The 17,257-nt window shown below is 43.1% G+C and carries 12 protein-coding genes and 1 tRNA gene; 3 read left to right on the top strand and 10 right to left on the bottom strand.

Annotated elements, in window-relative coordinates; genetic code table 11:
• The 9 genes from JMX63_RS06575 to JMX63_RS06615 all read right to left on the bottom strand — a co-directional run.
• Positions 1-253: transposase (locus JMX63_RS06575; RefSeq protein ID WP_201571685.1), on the bottom strand; the 253-nt coding region annotated here is incomplete at its 3' end.
• Between the two features lie 110 nt (positions 254-363).
• Positions 364-1,635 carry a tyrosine-type recombinase/integrase gene (locus JMX63_RS06580; protein WP_201571686.1) on the bottom strand — a complete coding sequence of 424 codons (1,272 nt, stop codon included), beginning with the start codon at positions 1,633-1,635 and terminating at the stop codon, positions 364-366.
• Between the two features lie 171 nt (positions 1,636-1,806).
• A tRNA-Ile gene (locus JMX63_RS06585) sits at positions 1,807-1,883 on the bottom strand.
• 95 nt (positions 1,884-1,978) lie between these two features.
• The gene (locus JMX63_RS06590) at positions 1,979-2,791 is read right to left on the bottom strand and encodes a pteridine reductase (RefSeq protein WP_102094502.1); all 813 of its coding nucleotides are present in this window, start codon (positions 2,789-2,791) and stop codon (positions 1,979-1,981) included.
• Positions 2,792-2,828: 37 nt separating this feature from the next.
• Positions 2,829-4,010 carry a tRNA nucleotidyltransferase gene (locus tag JMX63_RS06595; RefSeq protein WP_102078007.1) on the bottom strand — a complete coding sequence of 394 codons (1,182 nt, stop codon included), beginning with the start codon at positions 4,008-4,010 and terminating at the stop codon, positions 2,829-2,831.
• A 277-nt stretch (positions 4,011-4,287) separates the two neighbouring features.
• Positions 4,288-6,606, bottom strand: a complete 2,319-nt coding sequence (locus tag JMX63_RS06600) for an NADP-dependent malic enzyme (RefSeq protein WP_102094503.1) — start codon at positions 6,604-6,606, stop codon at positions 4,288-4,290.
• A 366-nt stretch (positions 6,607-6,972) separates the two neighbouring features.
• Positions 6,973-8,439: a protein adenylyltransferase SelO gene (locus JMX63_RS06605; RefSeq protein WP_102078005.1), complete on the bottom strand. Its 1,467-nt coding sequence runs from the start codon at positions 8,437-8,439 to the stop codon at positions 6,973-6,975.
• A gap of 335 nt (positions 8,440-8,774) precedes the next feature.
• Complete coding sequence (locus JMX63_RS06610; protein WP_180952617.1) at positions 8,775-9,953, bottom strand: acyl-CoA desaturase; 1,179 nt, start codon at positions 9,951-9,953, stop codon at positions 8,775-8,777.
• Positions 9,954-10,424: 471 nt separating this feature from the next.
• Positions 10,425-11,153 (bottom strand): glycerophosphodiester phosphodiesterase, encoded by a 729-nt coding sequence (locus JMX63_RS06615; protein WP_102078003.1) that lies wholly within the window; start codon positions 11,151-11,153, stop codon positions 10,425-10,427.
• Between the two features lie 330 nt (positions 11,154-11,483).
• Between JMX63_RS06615 and JMX63_RS06620 the strand changes: the two genes are divergently transcribed.
• Positions 11,484-12,422: a hypothetical protein gene (locus JMX63_RS06620; RefSeq protein ID WP_201571688.1), complete on the top strand. Its 939-nt coding sequence runs from the start codon at positions 11,484-11,486 to the stop codon at positions 12,420-12,422.
• Positions 12,423-12,555: 133 nt separating this feature from the next.
• On the opposite strand, the gene JMX63_RS06625 is transcribed toward JMX63_RS06620, so the two are convergent.
• Positions 12,556-13,152 (bottom strand): cob(I)yrinic acid a,c-diamide adenosyltransferase, encoded by a 597-nt coding sequence (locus JMX63_RS06625; RefSeq protein ID WP_057760540.1) that lies wholly within the window; start codon positions 13,150-13,152, stop codon positions 12,556-12,558.
• Positions 13,153-13,383: 231 nt separating this feature from the next.
• Between JMX63_RS06625 and cysS the strand changes: the two genes are divergently transcribed.
• A complete protein-coding gene (gene cysS, locus JMX63_RS06630; RefSeq protein WP_201571689.1) occupies positions 13,384-14,844 on the top strand; it encodes a cysteine--tRNA ligase in 1,461 nt (486 codons plus the stop codon).
• 153 nt (positions 14,845-14,997) lie between these two features.
• Positions 14,998-16,983, top strand: a complete 1,986-nt coding sequence (locus tag JMX63_RS06635) for a mechanosensitive ion channel family protein (RefSeq protein ID WP_227673265.1) — start codon at positions 14,998-15,000, stop codon at positions 16,981-16,983.
• Positions 16,984-17,257 lie beyond the last annotated feature (274 nt).

The raw sequence follows: 17,257 nt of genomic DNA on the forward strand, positions 1-17,257 counted from the left end.
GGTCTCTTGGGGTAGAGATTTCAAGATCGCCTGTATCACTGCGGACGGTCTTTTTAGTGTGTCCGTTGCGCTTGTTTGGTTTATCTGCTTTCTCATGCTTGGGGTAACCGAGGTGGTCTTCCATCTCGGCTTCAAGTGCGGTGTCGATAAAAGATTGCATGAGCTGCCTCTGAAAGTCTTTGATGTCATCGAAGCTGTTCATGCTACCAGCCATTTGCTCGGCCAGTTTTTTAATGTCAGATTGAGTCGTCATTGCTTATTCTCCTGTTAGTGGATTATAAGCAGTTACACAAAGTTTGGGAAAGGCTCGCTGTGGAATATATTTGTTCTATGTATAAATCTAATGATGGTTTTATCACTGTTCTATATAAGCTCTTCTATAAATTCACTTTGCGTCATGCCAGCATGCTTACAATAAAAAGCTTCTATTGAGTTTAAAGCGTCTCTTAGTTGCCGCTGTGACACCTGCACATACTGTAAGGTAACATCATCGCTTGATTTAGCTTCACGATGATTGAGCAATCGTTTAAGGACTGGATAGCTGATATTTAAGCTATTGGCTACCGTTCCAAAAGTACGACGCAGATCATGTGGTGTAATATATAGGTTTGCTTGATTACCTATGGCCTTATAACTACCACTTAAATCTTTTATATGGTCATCACTAGCTTGCAAGTCACTTGGGAATACCCATTGCTTACCAGAACTCATTCTCCACCTCTCTTCAAGTAGAGCCTGTAGAATATTACTAGTAGGCATATGATAATCAGAACCGTTTTTGGTATCTTTGAATATTATCCTGCCCGCTTTAAGGTCAATGTCAGACCACTTTAAAGACTGGGCTTCGTTTAAACGCACACCAGTAAACATAAAAAGTAGCATGATATCTCGTGCATTATTGCTATGAGGCGCTTGCATATGTGAGCTTCTATCAACATAACTTAAAAGCGTTTTGATGTACGTACCTAAATATTCTTCTTCGATATGTTTGGTACGTGGCTTAACTCTATTCCAATCTTTCTTTGCATTAAGTATGCGTATAGGTTGCTCTTTGATTAAAAAGTCTTCGTCATCATCTAAAAAGCTATCATGGCAATAATTCCAAACTGATCTCAGAGCTCTCATAGTTGCATTAGCCTGAGCTTCGCTATGCTTGCTTATCTCCTTATGTTTATCACTTATCATTGACTTAGTAATATCATTTAGAGAGATATTTAGCCAGTCTTTCAGCTTATTTAGTATTTGACGGTCATAAGTGGTAATAGTGCCTTCAGCTAAACCAGTCTTCATTAATTTAAAGTAGTCATAAGCTTCTTGCAGTGTTGGCACATTATTGGTCTTATCCTTCGGATCTTCTAGGTTCTCATGAAGCCCGTCATAAACATGCATGCCTTTTTTGATGTTAGCCATCATTATGCTGGCTTTTTCACGTGCTTCGGTTAGCGTAATTAGATGCGTTTCTTCTACTTCGTCTCTATACAGATTTCCGTTAATGCGCTTATGCAATGTATAGCGTTTAGACTGCTTACCTACACGTAGCGCAAATCCAGTTAGTACATCGTCCATATAGATTTCAGTACCTTTAGCGGTATAGTCTATTGAATCAATAAGTTTTTTGGTAAGTTTAACTTTCATATATCACCCATGCAGCAGTACATAACCATAGTGTTAGTAGTCATCATACTCTAATTACTACAAGGGTCAAAGTATCAAGATAGTATCAAAAAATTAATTACATCCGTACATTTACATAAATTTTAGACAATAAAAAACCCTTACAAGTCAATGACTGTAAGGGTTTGAATTTGGTGGGCCCAGTAGGACTTGAACCTACGACCAAAGGATTATGAGTCCTCTGCTCTAACCAACTGAGCTATGGGCCCTAACGTTAGACGCACAATGATACCTGATTTTTTTAATTTTTCAAGTAAAAGATAGGCAGTAATCAAGATATTTTTTATTGAACCATATTTTTGTATTACAGGTAACCACCAGCTATGGTTAGACTACGGCCTCCATCCACGGTGATGATCTCTCCTGTGACATAATTTGCCTGCACAAGATACAGTACGCTATGAGCAATCTCATCAGGTTGGCCTATGCGCCTCATAGGGATAGCGTCGATGATACTTTGTTGTTGCTCATTATCAATAGCTTGGTCGCTAGTAGGGTCAGGTAAAATGTTGACCCCAGGAGCAACCCCGTTGACCCGTACTTCTGGCGCCATCTCTAGCGCTAGCGACTGTACCATCATTCGATGCGCAGCCTTTGCCATGTTATAGACAGTATAGTGGTTAAACGGTCTATCATGTGCGTGTATGTCCAATAAACTGATAATACAGCCTTGTTGTTGCTTTAGATAAGGTAATAGGGCTTGGCTTAATAGTAAAGGGGCTTTCGCATTGGTCAAAAGCAACTCATCCCACTGTGCATCATTGATACTACCGAGCGGGCTAGGATAAAACCGTGAGGCATTATGCACCAGTACATCAAGCTGTCCAAACGCCTCTATAATACTTCCAACAAAGCTGTCTAAAGCCGCTCCATCGTTGACTATCGTTAAATCAGCAACGATAACTTTTGCACTATTAGCACGGATGTCGTTCAGATCATCAGCTAAGTCATTAGCGTCTTGTTCACTACGGTGACAATGAATGATAACGCGGTAACCTTGCCTATGAGCCGCTTTAATAATAGCTGCCCCAATGCGCCTAGCACTACCTGTGACAAGCATCACTGGCGTTTGGTTATTTATATTTTCTGCTTGGTAGGCATTAAGTTCTTGGTTCATAGCAATATTACTTTTTTCTCTAAGGTGCTTGTCTATATCATTGTTGCGCTTGCAAGTGTTCAATCCTGCTTTGGCGTAAGGCTGCACCAATAGCCGGGCCTTTAAGGTCTGGCGCAATGTCAGTCATACCGATGGCGTGAAAGCTGTTTAGTGCTAACATCATTTGGCGATGCTGTGTTGCTAGCTGTAACACATGACTGCACACTAGCAGTTGAGAGAGCTTGTCAGGCTCCTTATGCGCACCGCAGGCTTGGATTAGATCGATTTTTTCAGCCGCATTTAGACTGTTTATTGTGCTTAGTTTTTCAGCTTGCTGAGCGAATAAAATTGCGAACTGAGTATGTGCTTTTGGGACTTTGGCTTTATTACCGATAGCGTTAATATTTTTTATAGCGGTTGATACGTTAGACGTAGAATCAGAGTTTTCGCTAGTAAATAGTGATGAAGACAGGCTAGTCATTAGTAGTGCCCAACGCTGCGATAAATTTAAATGCATCTGTCCTGCAAAGTATAACGCTGTCTGCACTGTTTCTCTTATTTGAATATTGTCCCAAGCGTGATGCAAAGGCGCGAAATACTCTGCGAGTGCACCAATTTCAAACAGTTTTTGCCAGTAGACTTGCGGTGATAGTTGCATAGTTGCACGGCTTGACTCTTGCCAGATACGCTCGGCGCTTAAATGAGTCAGCTCTCCTGTATCGACCAATTGACGCATCAGCGTTAAAGTGTCATCCGCGATGGTAAAGCCCAAATCGTAGTAACGGCTATAGAAGCGTACTGTTCGAAGTACACGTAATGGGTCTTCATTAAAAGCACTGGACACATGACGCAATGTCTTACTTTTTAAGTCTTGTAGTCCGCCATAGTAGTCGATGACTTGTCCATTAATCGGGGTATCATCGGTTAAGCTGGTAACTTCGATTGCCATCGCGTTGATGGTTAAATCACGACGGCGCAAATCATCCTCTAGACTGACATCGGGACTGGCATGTACGCTAAAACCTTTGTAGCCTGAGCCTTGCTTGCGCTCTGTGCGTGCCAATGCATACTCTTCATGACTGGTCGGATGCAAAAACACAGGAAAGTCAGCGCCCACTTGTTGAAACCCTGCATCAATCATCTCTGCCACAGTAGCGCCAACGACGACGAAGTCCTTGTCCTTGATAGGACGTTTAAGCAGTCGATCGCGTACAGCACCGCCTACGAGATAAATTTGCATAGAAGCCTCTTGTTATTATCGAGCTTTATATCACTAGCTCAATTTTTATGAATCAAAAAACCAGCCAATGCTCTATAAGTTGCATTGACTGGTTTTAGTATAGCAGAAGGGCTCTGTCAATGGATGACAGAGCCCTTCTTAATATAATCAATCCTCTACAAATTTGGTAGGGTGTCAGCCTCGCTCAGTCTACTATTTGTAGTACTTTCACTCGGCTTCCTTGTATCCAAATTATATTGAACCGATACAGTGCATTCATACTGGGTATGGTATATGACTATTTTTCGTTTTCTAGGTCTTGAGCTTCAGTAACGGTCAGTGCAGTCATATTGACAATACCACGTGCTGTCGCTGATGGCGTCAAAATGTGTACCGGCTTATTAGTTCCTAATAGGATAGGGCCAACAGAAGCACTGCCAGTTGCTGTTTTGAGCAGGTTAAAAGCAATATTTGAGGCATCAAGGGTTGGCAAGATAAGCAGGTTCGCTGCACCTTTTAACGGGCTTGATGGCATATCGTTTAGACGAATATTTTCGTTAAGCGCGGCATCACCTTGCATTTCGCCTTCAAATTCAAAGTCGACATTCATATTGGTTAGTAGCTCATGAACCTTACGCATTTTGACAGCGCTGGCACGATCTGAAGCACCAAAGTTAGAATGAGACACTAGCGCAACGCGTGGCGTGATACCAAAGCGACGTAATTGATCTGTTGCCAAGACAGTCATTTCAGCCAATTGTTCAGCCGTTGGGTCTTCATGGACATAGGTATCAGCAATAAAGATATTACGATCTTGCATGAGTACCGCATTCATCGCATAGAAATCATTCATACCTTGTTTTTTGCCAATGACGCTTTCAACGTATTTTAGATGCAATTGGTAATGGCCAAAGGTACCACATACCATGCCATCTGCCGCACCGTTTTCGACCAGCAAAGAACCAATCAAAGTCGTCTTACGGCGAACATCACGACGCGCAAGCTCAATGCTTACACCGCGGCGTTTGTTCTTCTCGTAGTAGCCCTGCCAGTAGTCTTTGTAGCGAGGATCGTCATCAACGTTGACGATGGTAATATTCTCGCCAGCTTTTAGACGTAGGCCCAGTTTTTTGATATTGGCTTCGATAACTGAAGGGCGACCAACCAAAATAGGTTGTGCTAGCTTCTCATCAACGACCACTTGTACAGCAAGCAAGACGTTGTTGTCTTCACCTTCACAGTACACAATACGTTTTGGATCGGCTTTAGCACGAGCAAAGATTGGCTTCATCACAAACGCTGAGTTATAAACAAACTCAGATAGACGCTGACGATAGGCTTGCATGTCATCGATCGGTAGCGTGGCAACGCCCGAATCCATCGCTGCTTTGGCCACAGCAGATGCGATCTCAATGATTAGATTTGGTTCTAGAGGGCCTGGGATTAAGTAGTCACGACCAAAGCTCTGCATCTTTTCGATGTTTCTAGCGCTGGTAGTTGGAGTGGCTTCGACGTGTGCCATCGCAGCGATTGCTTTTACGCAGGCGACTTTCATCTCTTCGTTAACAGTGGTTGCACCAACATCTAATGCACCGCGGAAGATATACGGGAAGCATAGCGCGTTGTTTACTTGGTTTGGATAGTCTGAACGACCCGTTGCCATGATGACGTCTGGACGTACCGCATGGGCCAATTCTGGCATGATTTCAGGTGTTGGATTGGCAAGTGCAAAGACGATAGGGTCTTTTGCCATACGGCGAACCATATCTTCTGATAGTGTACCTGGCATTGATAGGCCTAGGAACATATCGACATCGTCCATGACTTCTTCGATAGAAGTAGCCGTAACATCACGAGCATAGCGTTGTTTGGTTTCATCAAGGTTTTCACGGCTAGTACTGATGATACCGCGTGAGTCTGAAACAATAATGTTGTTCTTATTAACGCCAAGCGCGCAAATAATATCTAGGCAAGAAATGGCTGCTGCGCCTGCGCCTGAACAAACAATTTTAATCTCTTCGATTTTTTTGCCAGTGATCAACAAAGCATTTAGCATGGCTGCGGCAACAATGATTGACGTACCATGTTGATCATCATGGAACACAGGAATGTTCATACGCTCACGTAGTACGCGCTCAATTTTGAAACATTCTGGTGCTTTGATGTCTTCTAGGTTGATACCACCAAAAGTAGGCTCAAGGGAGGCAACCGCTTCGATGAATTTGTCTGGATCATTTTGAGCAATTTCAATATCAAAAACGTCGATACCTGCGAACTTCTTAAATAGAACGCCTTTACCTTCCATGACTGGCTTCGATGCCAATGGACCGATATTACCCAGACCCAATACAGCAGTACCGTTAGTGATAACACCAACGAGGTTATTACGTGCCGTGTATTTAGACGCAAGTTTTGGATCTCTTTGGATCTCAAGACAAGGTACAGCAACACCTGGAGAGTAGGCGAGTGCTAAATCACGTTGGTTGGCTAGCTGCTTAGTAGGGGTTACCGAAATTTTACCTGGGCGTGGAAACTCATGGTAATGTAAGGCAGCTTGTTCAAACTGCTCTTTTTCTGTACTGAGGTTATCCGTATTCGAAGTGGTATCGTCATTCATAATAATTGCCATGGTTGGAATAAATTGGAATAAATTAAATGGTGATAAAAAACAACGTCTAACCCTCCAAAGATCATTGAATGATAATAATTGAAAGGGATAAAGACGTTAAACGACTCACGACCATCAGAATCATGGTCGACGATCAAAGATCAGGTCAAAAAAGCAAACCAGCTAAAATATTCATTCTAGCATTATTGCCAATTCACTGCCTAGTCAACAACGGTGAATTGTGCGAATAATATAATAAAATGATATTCGTTATTTATCTCGTTGATAATGCCAAAAAATGCAGTTGGATATCAACCTTAATTTCATAATATTTCAAAATATTACAGAATTGAAAGGTGTTAAGACGGGCAACTACTAAGATGAGCAACTAATAGGCATCTGCGGTGTATCAGGCGCAGGCGCACTGCTATCTAAATCATTAGCGATATCTTGCACGCTGTAAGGATTGGCTAATAAACGAAAAACTCGATCAACTTCTTCAAACTGGCCTTGCTCTGCGGCAGTAATTGCACGCTGCGCCATGCTATTACGAAGGACATAGACAGGATTGGTGGTTGTCATGTCGTTAACTACCTGTTCAAGTGGCAGCTGCTCGATCTGCGCCAGATAACGTGCTGACCAGTCTTGCCATACTTGCTGCGCATCATCGCTTAATTCAGTGGTCATGGTAGTCAGTAGCTTTTGCTCATAAGGATAATCTGCTGGTGCGACCAAACCGAGTAGGGCGCGGAAGCTATTGGTATAGTCGAGCAAGTTGTCTTCTAATAGTGTCAACCATTCAAAGGCTAAGCTGAGACTTTCTCTTTGATGCGGTAAGCCAAGCTTGCGGCACAGACCTTGCTGATAATGCTGCATAAAGGTTGCTTCGTAAGGCGCTAGGCAGTCAGCAAGAGTCTCACGAGTAACGCCTTCTAGGCGCATAAAGTGTGGCAGCCAAACGTTTAGATTCCAATGCCCAATAGCAGGCTGATTCTGATAAGCGTAACGACCCGTATGGTCAGAATGATTATTAATCCATGCAGGATTGAAGCGCTCCATAAAGCCAAACGGCCCGAAGTCCAAAGTACTGCCCGTGATAGATAAGTTATCTGTATTCATCACACCATGAGCAAAGCCAATCAATTGCCAATCAGCAATCATACGGGCCGTACGCTCGACCACTGCGGTCAAAAAAGCTAAGACAGGCGCTTCGCTATCACGGCACTCTGGATAATAAGTGTCAATCATATAGTCGGTGAACTCACCCAGTACATCAGGGGCGAAGCTGGCAATCCACTCGACATGACCGAGACGAATATGACTATCAGCCACACGCATCAACGCTGCACCTGCTTCGATACGCTCACGGCGCACTCTCGTATCAGATACCACAAACCCCAATGCGTTAGATGAGGGGATGCCAAGCTGGGTCAATGCATGACCGCACAGGTATTCGCGAATAGTACTACGTAAGACTGCTCGTCCATCACCCATGCGTGAGTAGGGCGTCAAGCCAGCGCCTTTGAGGTGCAAGTCTTGTGGCTGTCCATCATTATCGAGTACCTGTGCCATGAGCAAACCGCGTCCGTCGCCCAATTGCCCAGCCCACTGTCCAAACTGGTGACCAGCATAGGCCATCGATAATGGTTTGAAATCAGCTGGCACGTATTGACCGCCCAATATCTCAACCCAATTGGTCATCAGATCCTCATCGTCGGCCCAGCCCAACTGCTGTGCAACTTGACTATTGAAGTGACCGGCACGAGGATTGTCTAGTGGTGTCGGTGGCTGCTCATGATAAAGGCGCGTGTCTAGGTTGACGTAAGTGTTTTGATAACGCATACAGGCCGTTTCCATTAAATTATAAAAGTGAGAATGTCACTATAGCATAGCTCTCATATGGCATCGTTGCACTCTGTCCGTCTCTTGTAATATCTGACCAAAAAATAAAATTATCTGTCTTTAAGTAATTGAATGTGATGAATGTGATTGTTATTGCTTTTAGGTTGGAGCTGGCAATGGTTCAGCCAATGTACTTGACCATCTATTATGATAATAAGGTCATTAGAAGTAGCTGTAGTGACATAAGCGACAAATTATAAGCAAAAAAATCCCCCTATCTAGGACGGATAGGGGGATGGAGAAGCTTCAAAATTATAAAACAAATCAGAGGTTAATTAAGCAGCTTTTTCATTCGCGCCAATAGAGCGGAAGGCAGTTTTTAGATTGCTGTTATGCTCAAGGATTTTCTGTTCAATTTTCGCATAATCATGCTTTAGCTTATCATCAACTTCACGTAAGCGATCAGCACATTCTATTTTTTTCATTTCAATAGTTTGAGCTTTCAGTGATTGCCATTCTTCGACAGTTTGTTTAAATGCATCGTATTCAAACTTAATGCGGTCTTGGAAGCTCTTCATCGCATGAGGAAGATCGATGCCGCTTACTGCTGCTGTATCGATTTGCTGCTGAGCTTTCTTAAACTGCATTTGCACTTCGGCATGCTTAATAGTCGTATCATCAACAGTACGCAAATCCGTCGTTAAACCGATTTTTGATAAACCAGCAATCAACCATTTTGTTGGATCATATTGCCACCATTTCACGCCATTACGATAATCATACTGGAAGAAATGATGATAGTTATGATAACCCTCGCCCCACGTAAAGATAGCTAAGAAAAAGTTATCACGAGCACTATTAGTATCCGTATAAGGACGTGTACCAAACATATGACATAGCGAATTGATGAAGAACGTAAAGTGATGCGTCAATACCAAACGTAGTAGGCCTGCGATAACCAACGTACCCCAAACATCACCAAGCAACCAACCGATAGCGGCAACCATACCAACGTTCATGGCAACTACCCATAGACCGTAGTATTTATGCTGAATTTGTAAGACTCTATCTTTAGTCAAATCAGGAATGTTTTTGTAGTCGAACTTGCCGCTAGGGTAGTTGCGTAGCATCCAACCAATATGGCTGAACCAAAAACCACGCTGTGCTGAATACGGATCGTCCAAACGATCATCTACATGACGATGGTGAGTACGATGTCCAGAAACCCAATCAAACGCTGAGCCTTGTACGGCTAAGGTTGAACCTAACAATAAAAAGTTTTTGACAATAGGGTGCGCTTTGTAAGCACGGTGCGATAGCAGACGATGGTAACCCGCCGTGATACTGATACCTGTCCATACCATAAAGGCACCAAACACACCCCAAACAGGAGCGCTAACTTCATGAGTCCATAGATACCATGGCGTAATCACAGCAGCAGCAATTGGCGTCGCTACTAAAATAGCCGCTGGAATCCAGTTAATTGGTGCTTTGGTAAATTCAAACTCACGCATATCAATGCTTTGCTCTTGCGCAGAAAGATCCGCTTGCTCAGAAGCTTTCGCATAATTGCGTTTTGCAACAGGCTGCTCATCAAGCGCCATTTGCGCTTTTTTCTCATCGAAACGAGTTTTAAAACGCGTTACTTGAGTGCTGGCGGTCTTTACAAGCGTATCACCAGATTTGATAGCGAAACGTAAGCCTTTAAGCGGTAAGCCAAGTGCTTTTTTTGCAATCATATAATATCCCTAACGGTATTAATTTAAGCCACCATAGTACCTTAAAAAGCGTGTAAAGTGAACACTTATACACTATAAAAATATTGCTAAATAACAATAACTTGTATGGATTATAGAATGTATTGATCAAAAATACGAGTGACTTATCAGACATGAAGGAGAAATGTAACAAGAAGGGTAGATATGTAGAAAAGAATGCGTTTATCGAAAAAATGATTAAATATCAAAAAAGTACGGATAACTCGGTTAAGGCAACAGCAAATGACTTGGAAAATCCGTAATGATGACATCGGTCTGCCATTTGATGAGCTGCTCAATGGTGGGAATATCATTAACCGTCCAAGCACTTACGGGCAATCCATAACGGTGGCTATGCTTGATGACGGCTTGGGTCAAAAGCGGATAATGAATGCCCAGTTGAATACAGCCGAGTTGCAATGCGGTGTTGGTCGCGCTTGCCAACGCTTCTGGCGTACGAATAAGCAAGCCGCGAGGCATATGAGATAATAGTTTGTGACGTTGCAAACGGTTGTGTAACTCGACATCGAAGCTCGTCAATACAACTGGTAAGCTGGCAAGGGGTGTATCAATAAATGCCTGCCGAAGCGCTGCAATCAACACCGCGTAGTTGGTACGGCTATGCGTCTTAATTTCAAGCTCAATAACGTTAAACCCGCTAAGCGCAGGTGCCATGCTCGCCAATGTCATAATAGGTTGGCCAAACTGCAATTGGCACTGAATCTCAGTCAGTTTTAACTGATCAATACGTGATTGCCGACCGCACATACGCTCTAAATCATCGTCATGGAATACGATTAAGTGACCGTCAGCGTTTAGTTGTATATCAAATTCTACGCCTGCTAAGCCTTTTGACTTAAGATTTTGAGAGTATTGAAAGCCTGAAAAGGTATTTTCTAACGCCTCACCGCGTGCGCCTCGATGACCTAGTAATAATGTATCTCTAAAATTTATCATATGCACCAATTATCGATGATTTTATGCCCAATCATATAGCGTCATATCAATGACGTCTAACAAAAACTGTGATGCAATCCGTAGTTTTATAAATATGACTTCTTAGGGACTAAACTTGACAATGTTTGTTATGTTTTTGCAACCAAACGCAGGTTTTTCCCATAATAAGGGGCACTATTTGTATATCCATGGGCTACACTAATGACCATTTGATTTAAACACCGTATAATAATGTGGTTTTCATATCTGTAGCAGCTAGCGTTGCGATTTGAATGTTGAACACTGTCAGTCAGTGGCGGTACGAACCTGTAAATTGGGAGTAGAGTTAGTATGAGCGTAGCAAATATAAGTTTGAGCAAGTGGCATAAAGTTGCTGGGATTGGATTGGTATGTGGTTTGGCGCTTGCAGGCTGTGATCGCTCAGATAAAGAAGACACTACTGAGCAGGCAGAGCTAACAGAACAAGAGACGGTCGATGCTGAAAATAGCGTTGCGCCTGCGATCAGTTGTGATGATCCTATGGTGCAAGATCGCCTTAAGTCAGCTCTGAAAAATACGCTCAATCAACAAGCACAGTCATTGGCTGCCAATTATGCAAATGATGCTGAAATCAGTTTAGCAAACGGTGTGGTTAGCGAAAAAACCAATGGCGTTGTCATTGACGTTCAAAACGCTGCCATCTTGCAACAAGCCAATGAGAACGGCATGACCACTTGTCAAGCAAGTGTCAGCATGACGCTACCAAGTGAAGACTTGTATCAAGCCAGTCAGGTACAAGCGGCCAATAATCAGCCAAGTCTACAATCGCGTTTAGCGCAAGACAATATCCGTATCAATAACAATATGCTCGTTGATGACGCTTTCACTTACATCGTCGGTACTCAAGGCGGTCAAGTGCGTACGCGTATTGCGGGTCAGCCTGCTTTGATTACTGTTGTTGCAGATGTAATGGCAGGTTCTGTATTTAAAACTGCAATGGATGAGCAACGCGCCCAACGTGCTGCTGAGCGCCGTGCAACACAGAACAACGATACGGCTCAAACAGCGCCAATCCGTCAGCCAAGAACCGTAACGCCAGTTGAGCCAATTCGTCCAACTGAACCTACGCCGCCGCCAACCATCAATAAACCTGCTGAAAGTCAGAACAGTTCGACTGCAAACACTCAAGCAGATGCTGCCGAGCCTAGTAAGCCCGCCACGCCAAAAGCCGTACCTAAAGATGAAACCATCGATATGGTGATCATTGAAGACAACAGCGCGACTTATTAATTGGTCATTGTAATAAGAGATAGCGATATCCAGTAGAGCGAATTGCTATCGCTGAATAATAAAAACCCCGCAACAATTATGTCGCGGGGTTTTTTTGGGTTTAAGCTCTTTATTGTTAAATACTTAGTTTGTATTATTGACTGTCAGTGAACGTTTTCAATGCTTGACTGTCCCACAACACCTCAGAGACTTTTTCTGGGTCTGTACAAAAGCGTGCAGCGACAAATAACCAATCAGATAAGCGATTGATAAAGCTGACAGCAGTACTTCGAATCGCTTGTGGACGCTGCTGCTGCAATATCACAGCTTGACGTTCAGCGCGGCGACATACGCTACGCGCCACGTGTAATTGACTCACCAATATAGAACCTGTCGGCAAAATAAAGTCTTTCAGCGGTGGCAATGTGGCATTCATCATATCTATTTGCTGCTCTAACCATTCAATATGAGTGGCATTAACCCCTTCATACTCTGGCATGGCAAGCTCGCCGCCTATATTGAATAACAAGTGCTGAATGATGACCAAGGCTTCAGAGAACTCTTTCTCTATAGATTGCCCTTTATTATGCTTTAATTGCGCACGTACCAAGCCGATATGTGAGTTGAGCTCGTCGATGTCACCCATGACGCTAAATAGATCGTCCGCTTTACTAAGGCGGCTGCCATCAGCCATACCAGTGCTGCCATCATCTCCAGTACGTGTGTATATTTTGCTTAAGCGATTGCCCATCTTTACATCCTTAACGGTTTTTATGATTGAATAGCGTTAGTTGCACGCTCATTGTAGTATTTTACGCCTGTTTTCGCTAAGATAATGGGTTACGTTTTATATCACGACATTTTTGGTCTGAATTTTTTATTTTCTTGATTTATAGTTACAGTCGTTGGTATGGCTTATTCATACACGGCGGCTGAGATTTCCCATTTCTCTATTTTATTTACGTTACAAGGCTTTTTTACTATGACCACACCACTTGCAGATGCGATGTCCCAACTTGCTATTTACGATTCATTGACTGGCAGCAAGCGTCAGTTTTTACCACTCAAAGCAGGGCAGGTTGGTATGTATGTGTGCGGCATGACCGTTTATGACTATTGTCATATTGGTCATGCGCGAGTGATGGTCGGTTTTGATATGGCCGTTCGTTGGTTGGCACGTTTGGGTTATGACGTGAATTACGTACGTAATATCACTGATATCGATGATAAAATCATTGCCCGTGCCGCTGAAAACCGTGAAGAGATTGGTACATTGACGCAGCGTTTTATTGAAGCGATGCATGAAGACGCGATTGCCCTTGGTTGTGAGATGCCAAATGCTGAGCCACGTGCGACTGATCATATCGATGATATGCAGGATATGATTGAGACATTAGTCACTGGCAACTACGCGTACGCAGGCGACAACGGTGATGTCTATTATGCCGTCGATAGCTTTGACGGTTATGGCAAATTATCTAAGCGCAATCTAGACGATATGCAGGCAGGTTCGCGAGTCGAAGTTGAAAATGATAAACGCAATCCATTTGACTTTGTACTATGGAAAGCGGCAAAACCTGACGAGCCGCAGTGGGCATCACCATGGGGTCAAGGGCGTCCAGGCTGGCATATTGAATGTTCAGCGATGTCGACTAAGTGCTTAGGTAGCACCTTTGATATTCACGGCGGTGGTCATGACTTACAGTTCCCGCATCACGAAAACGAAATCGCCCAGTCTGAGGCAGCGACTGGTTGTGAGTATGCACGCAACTGGATGCATGTTGGTTTTATCAATGTCGATGGCGAAAAAATGTCTAAATCATTGGGCAACTTTTTTACCATTCGCGATGTCATGGCAAAGTACTTACCTGAGACGGTGCGTTTTTTCTTATTATCGAGCCATTATCGCAGCCAAGTGAACTTTTCTGATAGCGCATTGGATGAAGCGCATAATAGCTTAAGCAGACTGTATAATGCACTAAAATTGGCTGAGCAGCAAAAAGGACAGTCAATCACAATAAATGAAGATTTAGTGGCCGAAGCTTACAATAGCGCGGTTGGACAAGACTTCATAAAGGCGATGAATGACGATTTCAATAGCTCGACGGCTATCAGTGTCTTATTTGGATTGGCTCGCGATATCAATAAAACCATTAAAACGGAAGACGTCGATACCGCATGGCAATTAGCCCAGCAACTAAAAGCATTGGCACAAGTATTAAATATTTTACAGCAGCCAGTGCAGCAGTTTTTGCAAGCAGTGATTGGTGATCAGGCAGAAGATGGTCTAACGGATGCGGTTATTGATAATTTAATTATCGAACGTGCAGAGTCTAAAGCCAACAAAAACTTTGCCCGTGCTGATGAGATACGTGAGCAACTAAAAGAGGCGGGTATTGAGCTCGAAGATAGCCGTGCTGGCACGACATGGCGCCGCGCTTAAAACAACTCTTGCCGTTTATAGGGTAAATAGCTACAAATCTCGTAATAAATTAAGTCAGCTTTAGGCTGGCTTTTTTTTGCTTACTGAATTAGGTTAAAGCAGCACCGATATATTTTTTATACTTCCCTTTTGTAGACTGATGGCTTTGAAAACATGAATACTCTTAAACAAAATCCTATGGACCATCATTGTGATGTTTTGCGCTCAGATGATAATCATCAAGTAGATGTAGAGAAAAGTCGTTTTAAAAGCCACATGCTGCAAGTATTGTTGGGCTTTTTGATTGTCGCTATAAATGTCATCTATTCACCCGTTTATGCAGCAAATAGTGAAAATGGACAGAGTACGAGCGAGCCGGAAAAACAAACGCCTAGTAAGCCTGATAGTTTTTCTGAATATGCCGCTCAGCAAGTCAATGCGCTTAAAGATGAAAGTGTTAGTATTTCTGGTATTACTGAAGAAATCTTTGATCCTACTGAACGTAACGCAGTAGAGCAGGCAGGCAGGCTACAAGGGGATACGGCACTGACCGGAGAATATAGTGAGAGCTACTATATTCTCGATAAACTAAATGCAGGGTTGCCACCGTTATCTGAGCCAGCTAATTTAGAAACACCGCTTGCAGCCTTAGAGTTTTTTCAATCAGCATTAATGAAACAGCAGTATGATTTGGCCGCTTACGCACTAAATATGAATTTGATTGATGAAAAAAACCAACGGAGCCGTGCGCTTGATCTCACAAAACGACTGGATTTCTTATTGTCTGAAAAAGAGCTCTATGTATTCGACGATATGCCAGATCGTCCCGATGGCTTAATTGAACCACCGCTTGGTAATAATAGCAGTGTCATGGGTATTGCCAGACGTTCTATTCAGCTTGGCTATGTTGATTATCGCGAGCGCCGTGTTCCTATTTATTTGCAGCGAGTGCGAGTAGGAGATCAAGCACCTGTCTGGGTGTTTTCGGCACAGACAGTAGGCAATATTGATAATCTCTATGAGCAGTATCACCCAGCTGAGTTCGAGCGTTATTTGCCCACTTGGTTAAAGTTAAAGTTTTTTGGAATTGCGCTATGGGAATTCTCAGCGCTGATATTGTTCTTTTTATTAACCATGGGGATGGGTTGGCTACTCAGTAAAGGTACTGCAAAAATCATCAATCATTATATCGATGAAGAAAAATACAGCATGTATGTTGGCAGTACCAACGGCGTCGCCGATTTGGTTAGCAAGCTGACAGTACCATTAACCTTTACCATCAGTTTTTCACTAGTTTTTACCTTGGTTTCTGGTGGTTTTCCTTATTTAGATGCAGTCGCCTCATCTACGCGTCCGCTTATTTGGATTGGCCTGGTATTTAGTACCATGTGGTTGGGTATTCGTATCATTAACTTTTTTGCCAATCGCTATCAAGACATGCAGATTGAGAATCTGGCTGCAGAGCATTTTGACAAAGAACGTCGTCGCCGTACTTATGTATCGATATTCCGTCGAGTTTTTATTTTCGCGATGATTTTGGGAAGCTTCTGGATAGGTCTTAGTGAATTTGCCAATATGGAAGGCCTTGGCAAGACTTTATTGACCTCAGCGGGTATCGCAGGTGTGGTTATCGGCATTGCAGCACAGCCGATATTGGGGAATATTATCGCTGGTGTACAGGTGGCAGTGACGCAGCCAGTGCGGATTGGCGATAGTGTGATAATGGATGGTAATTTTAGTACGGTTGAAGACCTGCGTTACACGTATGCCGTGTTAAAAACATGGGATGAGCGTCGCTTGATCGTGCCGATGCGTGAGCTAATCACTGAACGAGTGGAAAACTGGTCGCATACAGAAGTTCATCAGACCTGTCCTGTGTTTTTATATATCGATTATGGCGCAGATATCGACGCTATCCGAGAGGCATTTATATCGATGGTCAAGGACAATAAGCTTTGGGATAATAAAACGGAACCCGAAATGTATGTGGTTGATGTGACCGAAAATACCATTCAACTGCGCGGCGCTGTTTCATCAGTAGGGCCTATAGAAGCATGGACGCTGGCCTGTGAGATACGGGAGCAAATGCTTGGTTATTTGCATGCGCAGCAAAACAAATATCTACCTACAGAGCGCTTTACGTTAACAAAAGACGACTAGAAATTGGGAATAGCGATGAGCCTTTCGAGCCGGATTGTTTTCAAAAGAGAGCTATTAATGGTTTGAGACATGACTGACATCGATAAAGACGCACTTGTGTAAAATAATCTGACAAATATAGTGTGTCAGCGAGGCGCTTATTTGTTATAATGTGGCGTTATTTTTATAGGATAACTGAGTGGTTGGCGATGAGTCGGCACTGTGTTTGCAGCTGCAATGATTGATACGCTTGACCCTTAGCTCCTACCCATCAAAATAACCACCACTAGGGGTC

Origin of the sequence: Psychrobacter nivimaris, from assembly GCF_904846365.1 — a bacterium.
In the GTDB taxonomy this organism is placed as follows: domain Bacteria; phylum Pseudomonadota; class Gammaproteobacteria; order Pseudomonadales; family Moraxellaceae; genus Psychrobacter; species Psychrobacter nivimaris_B.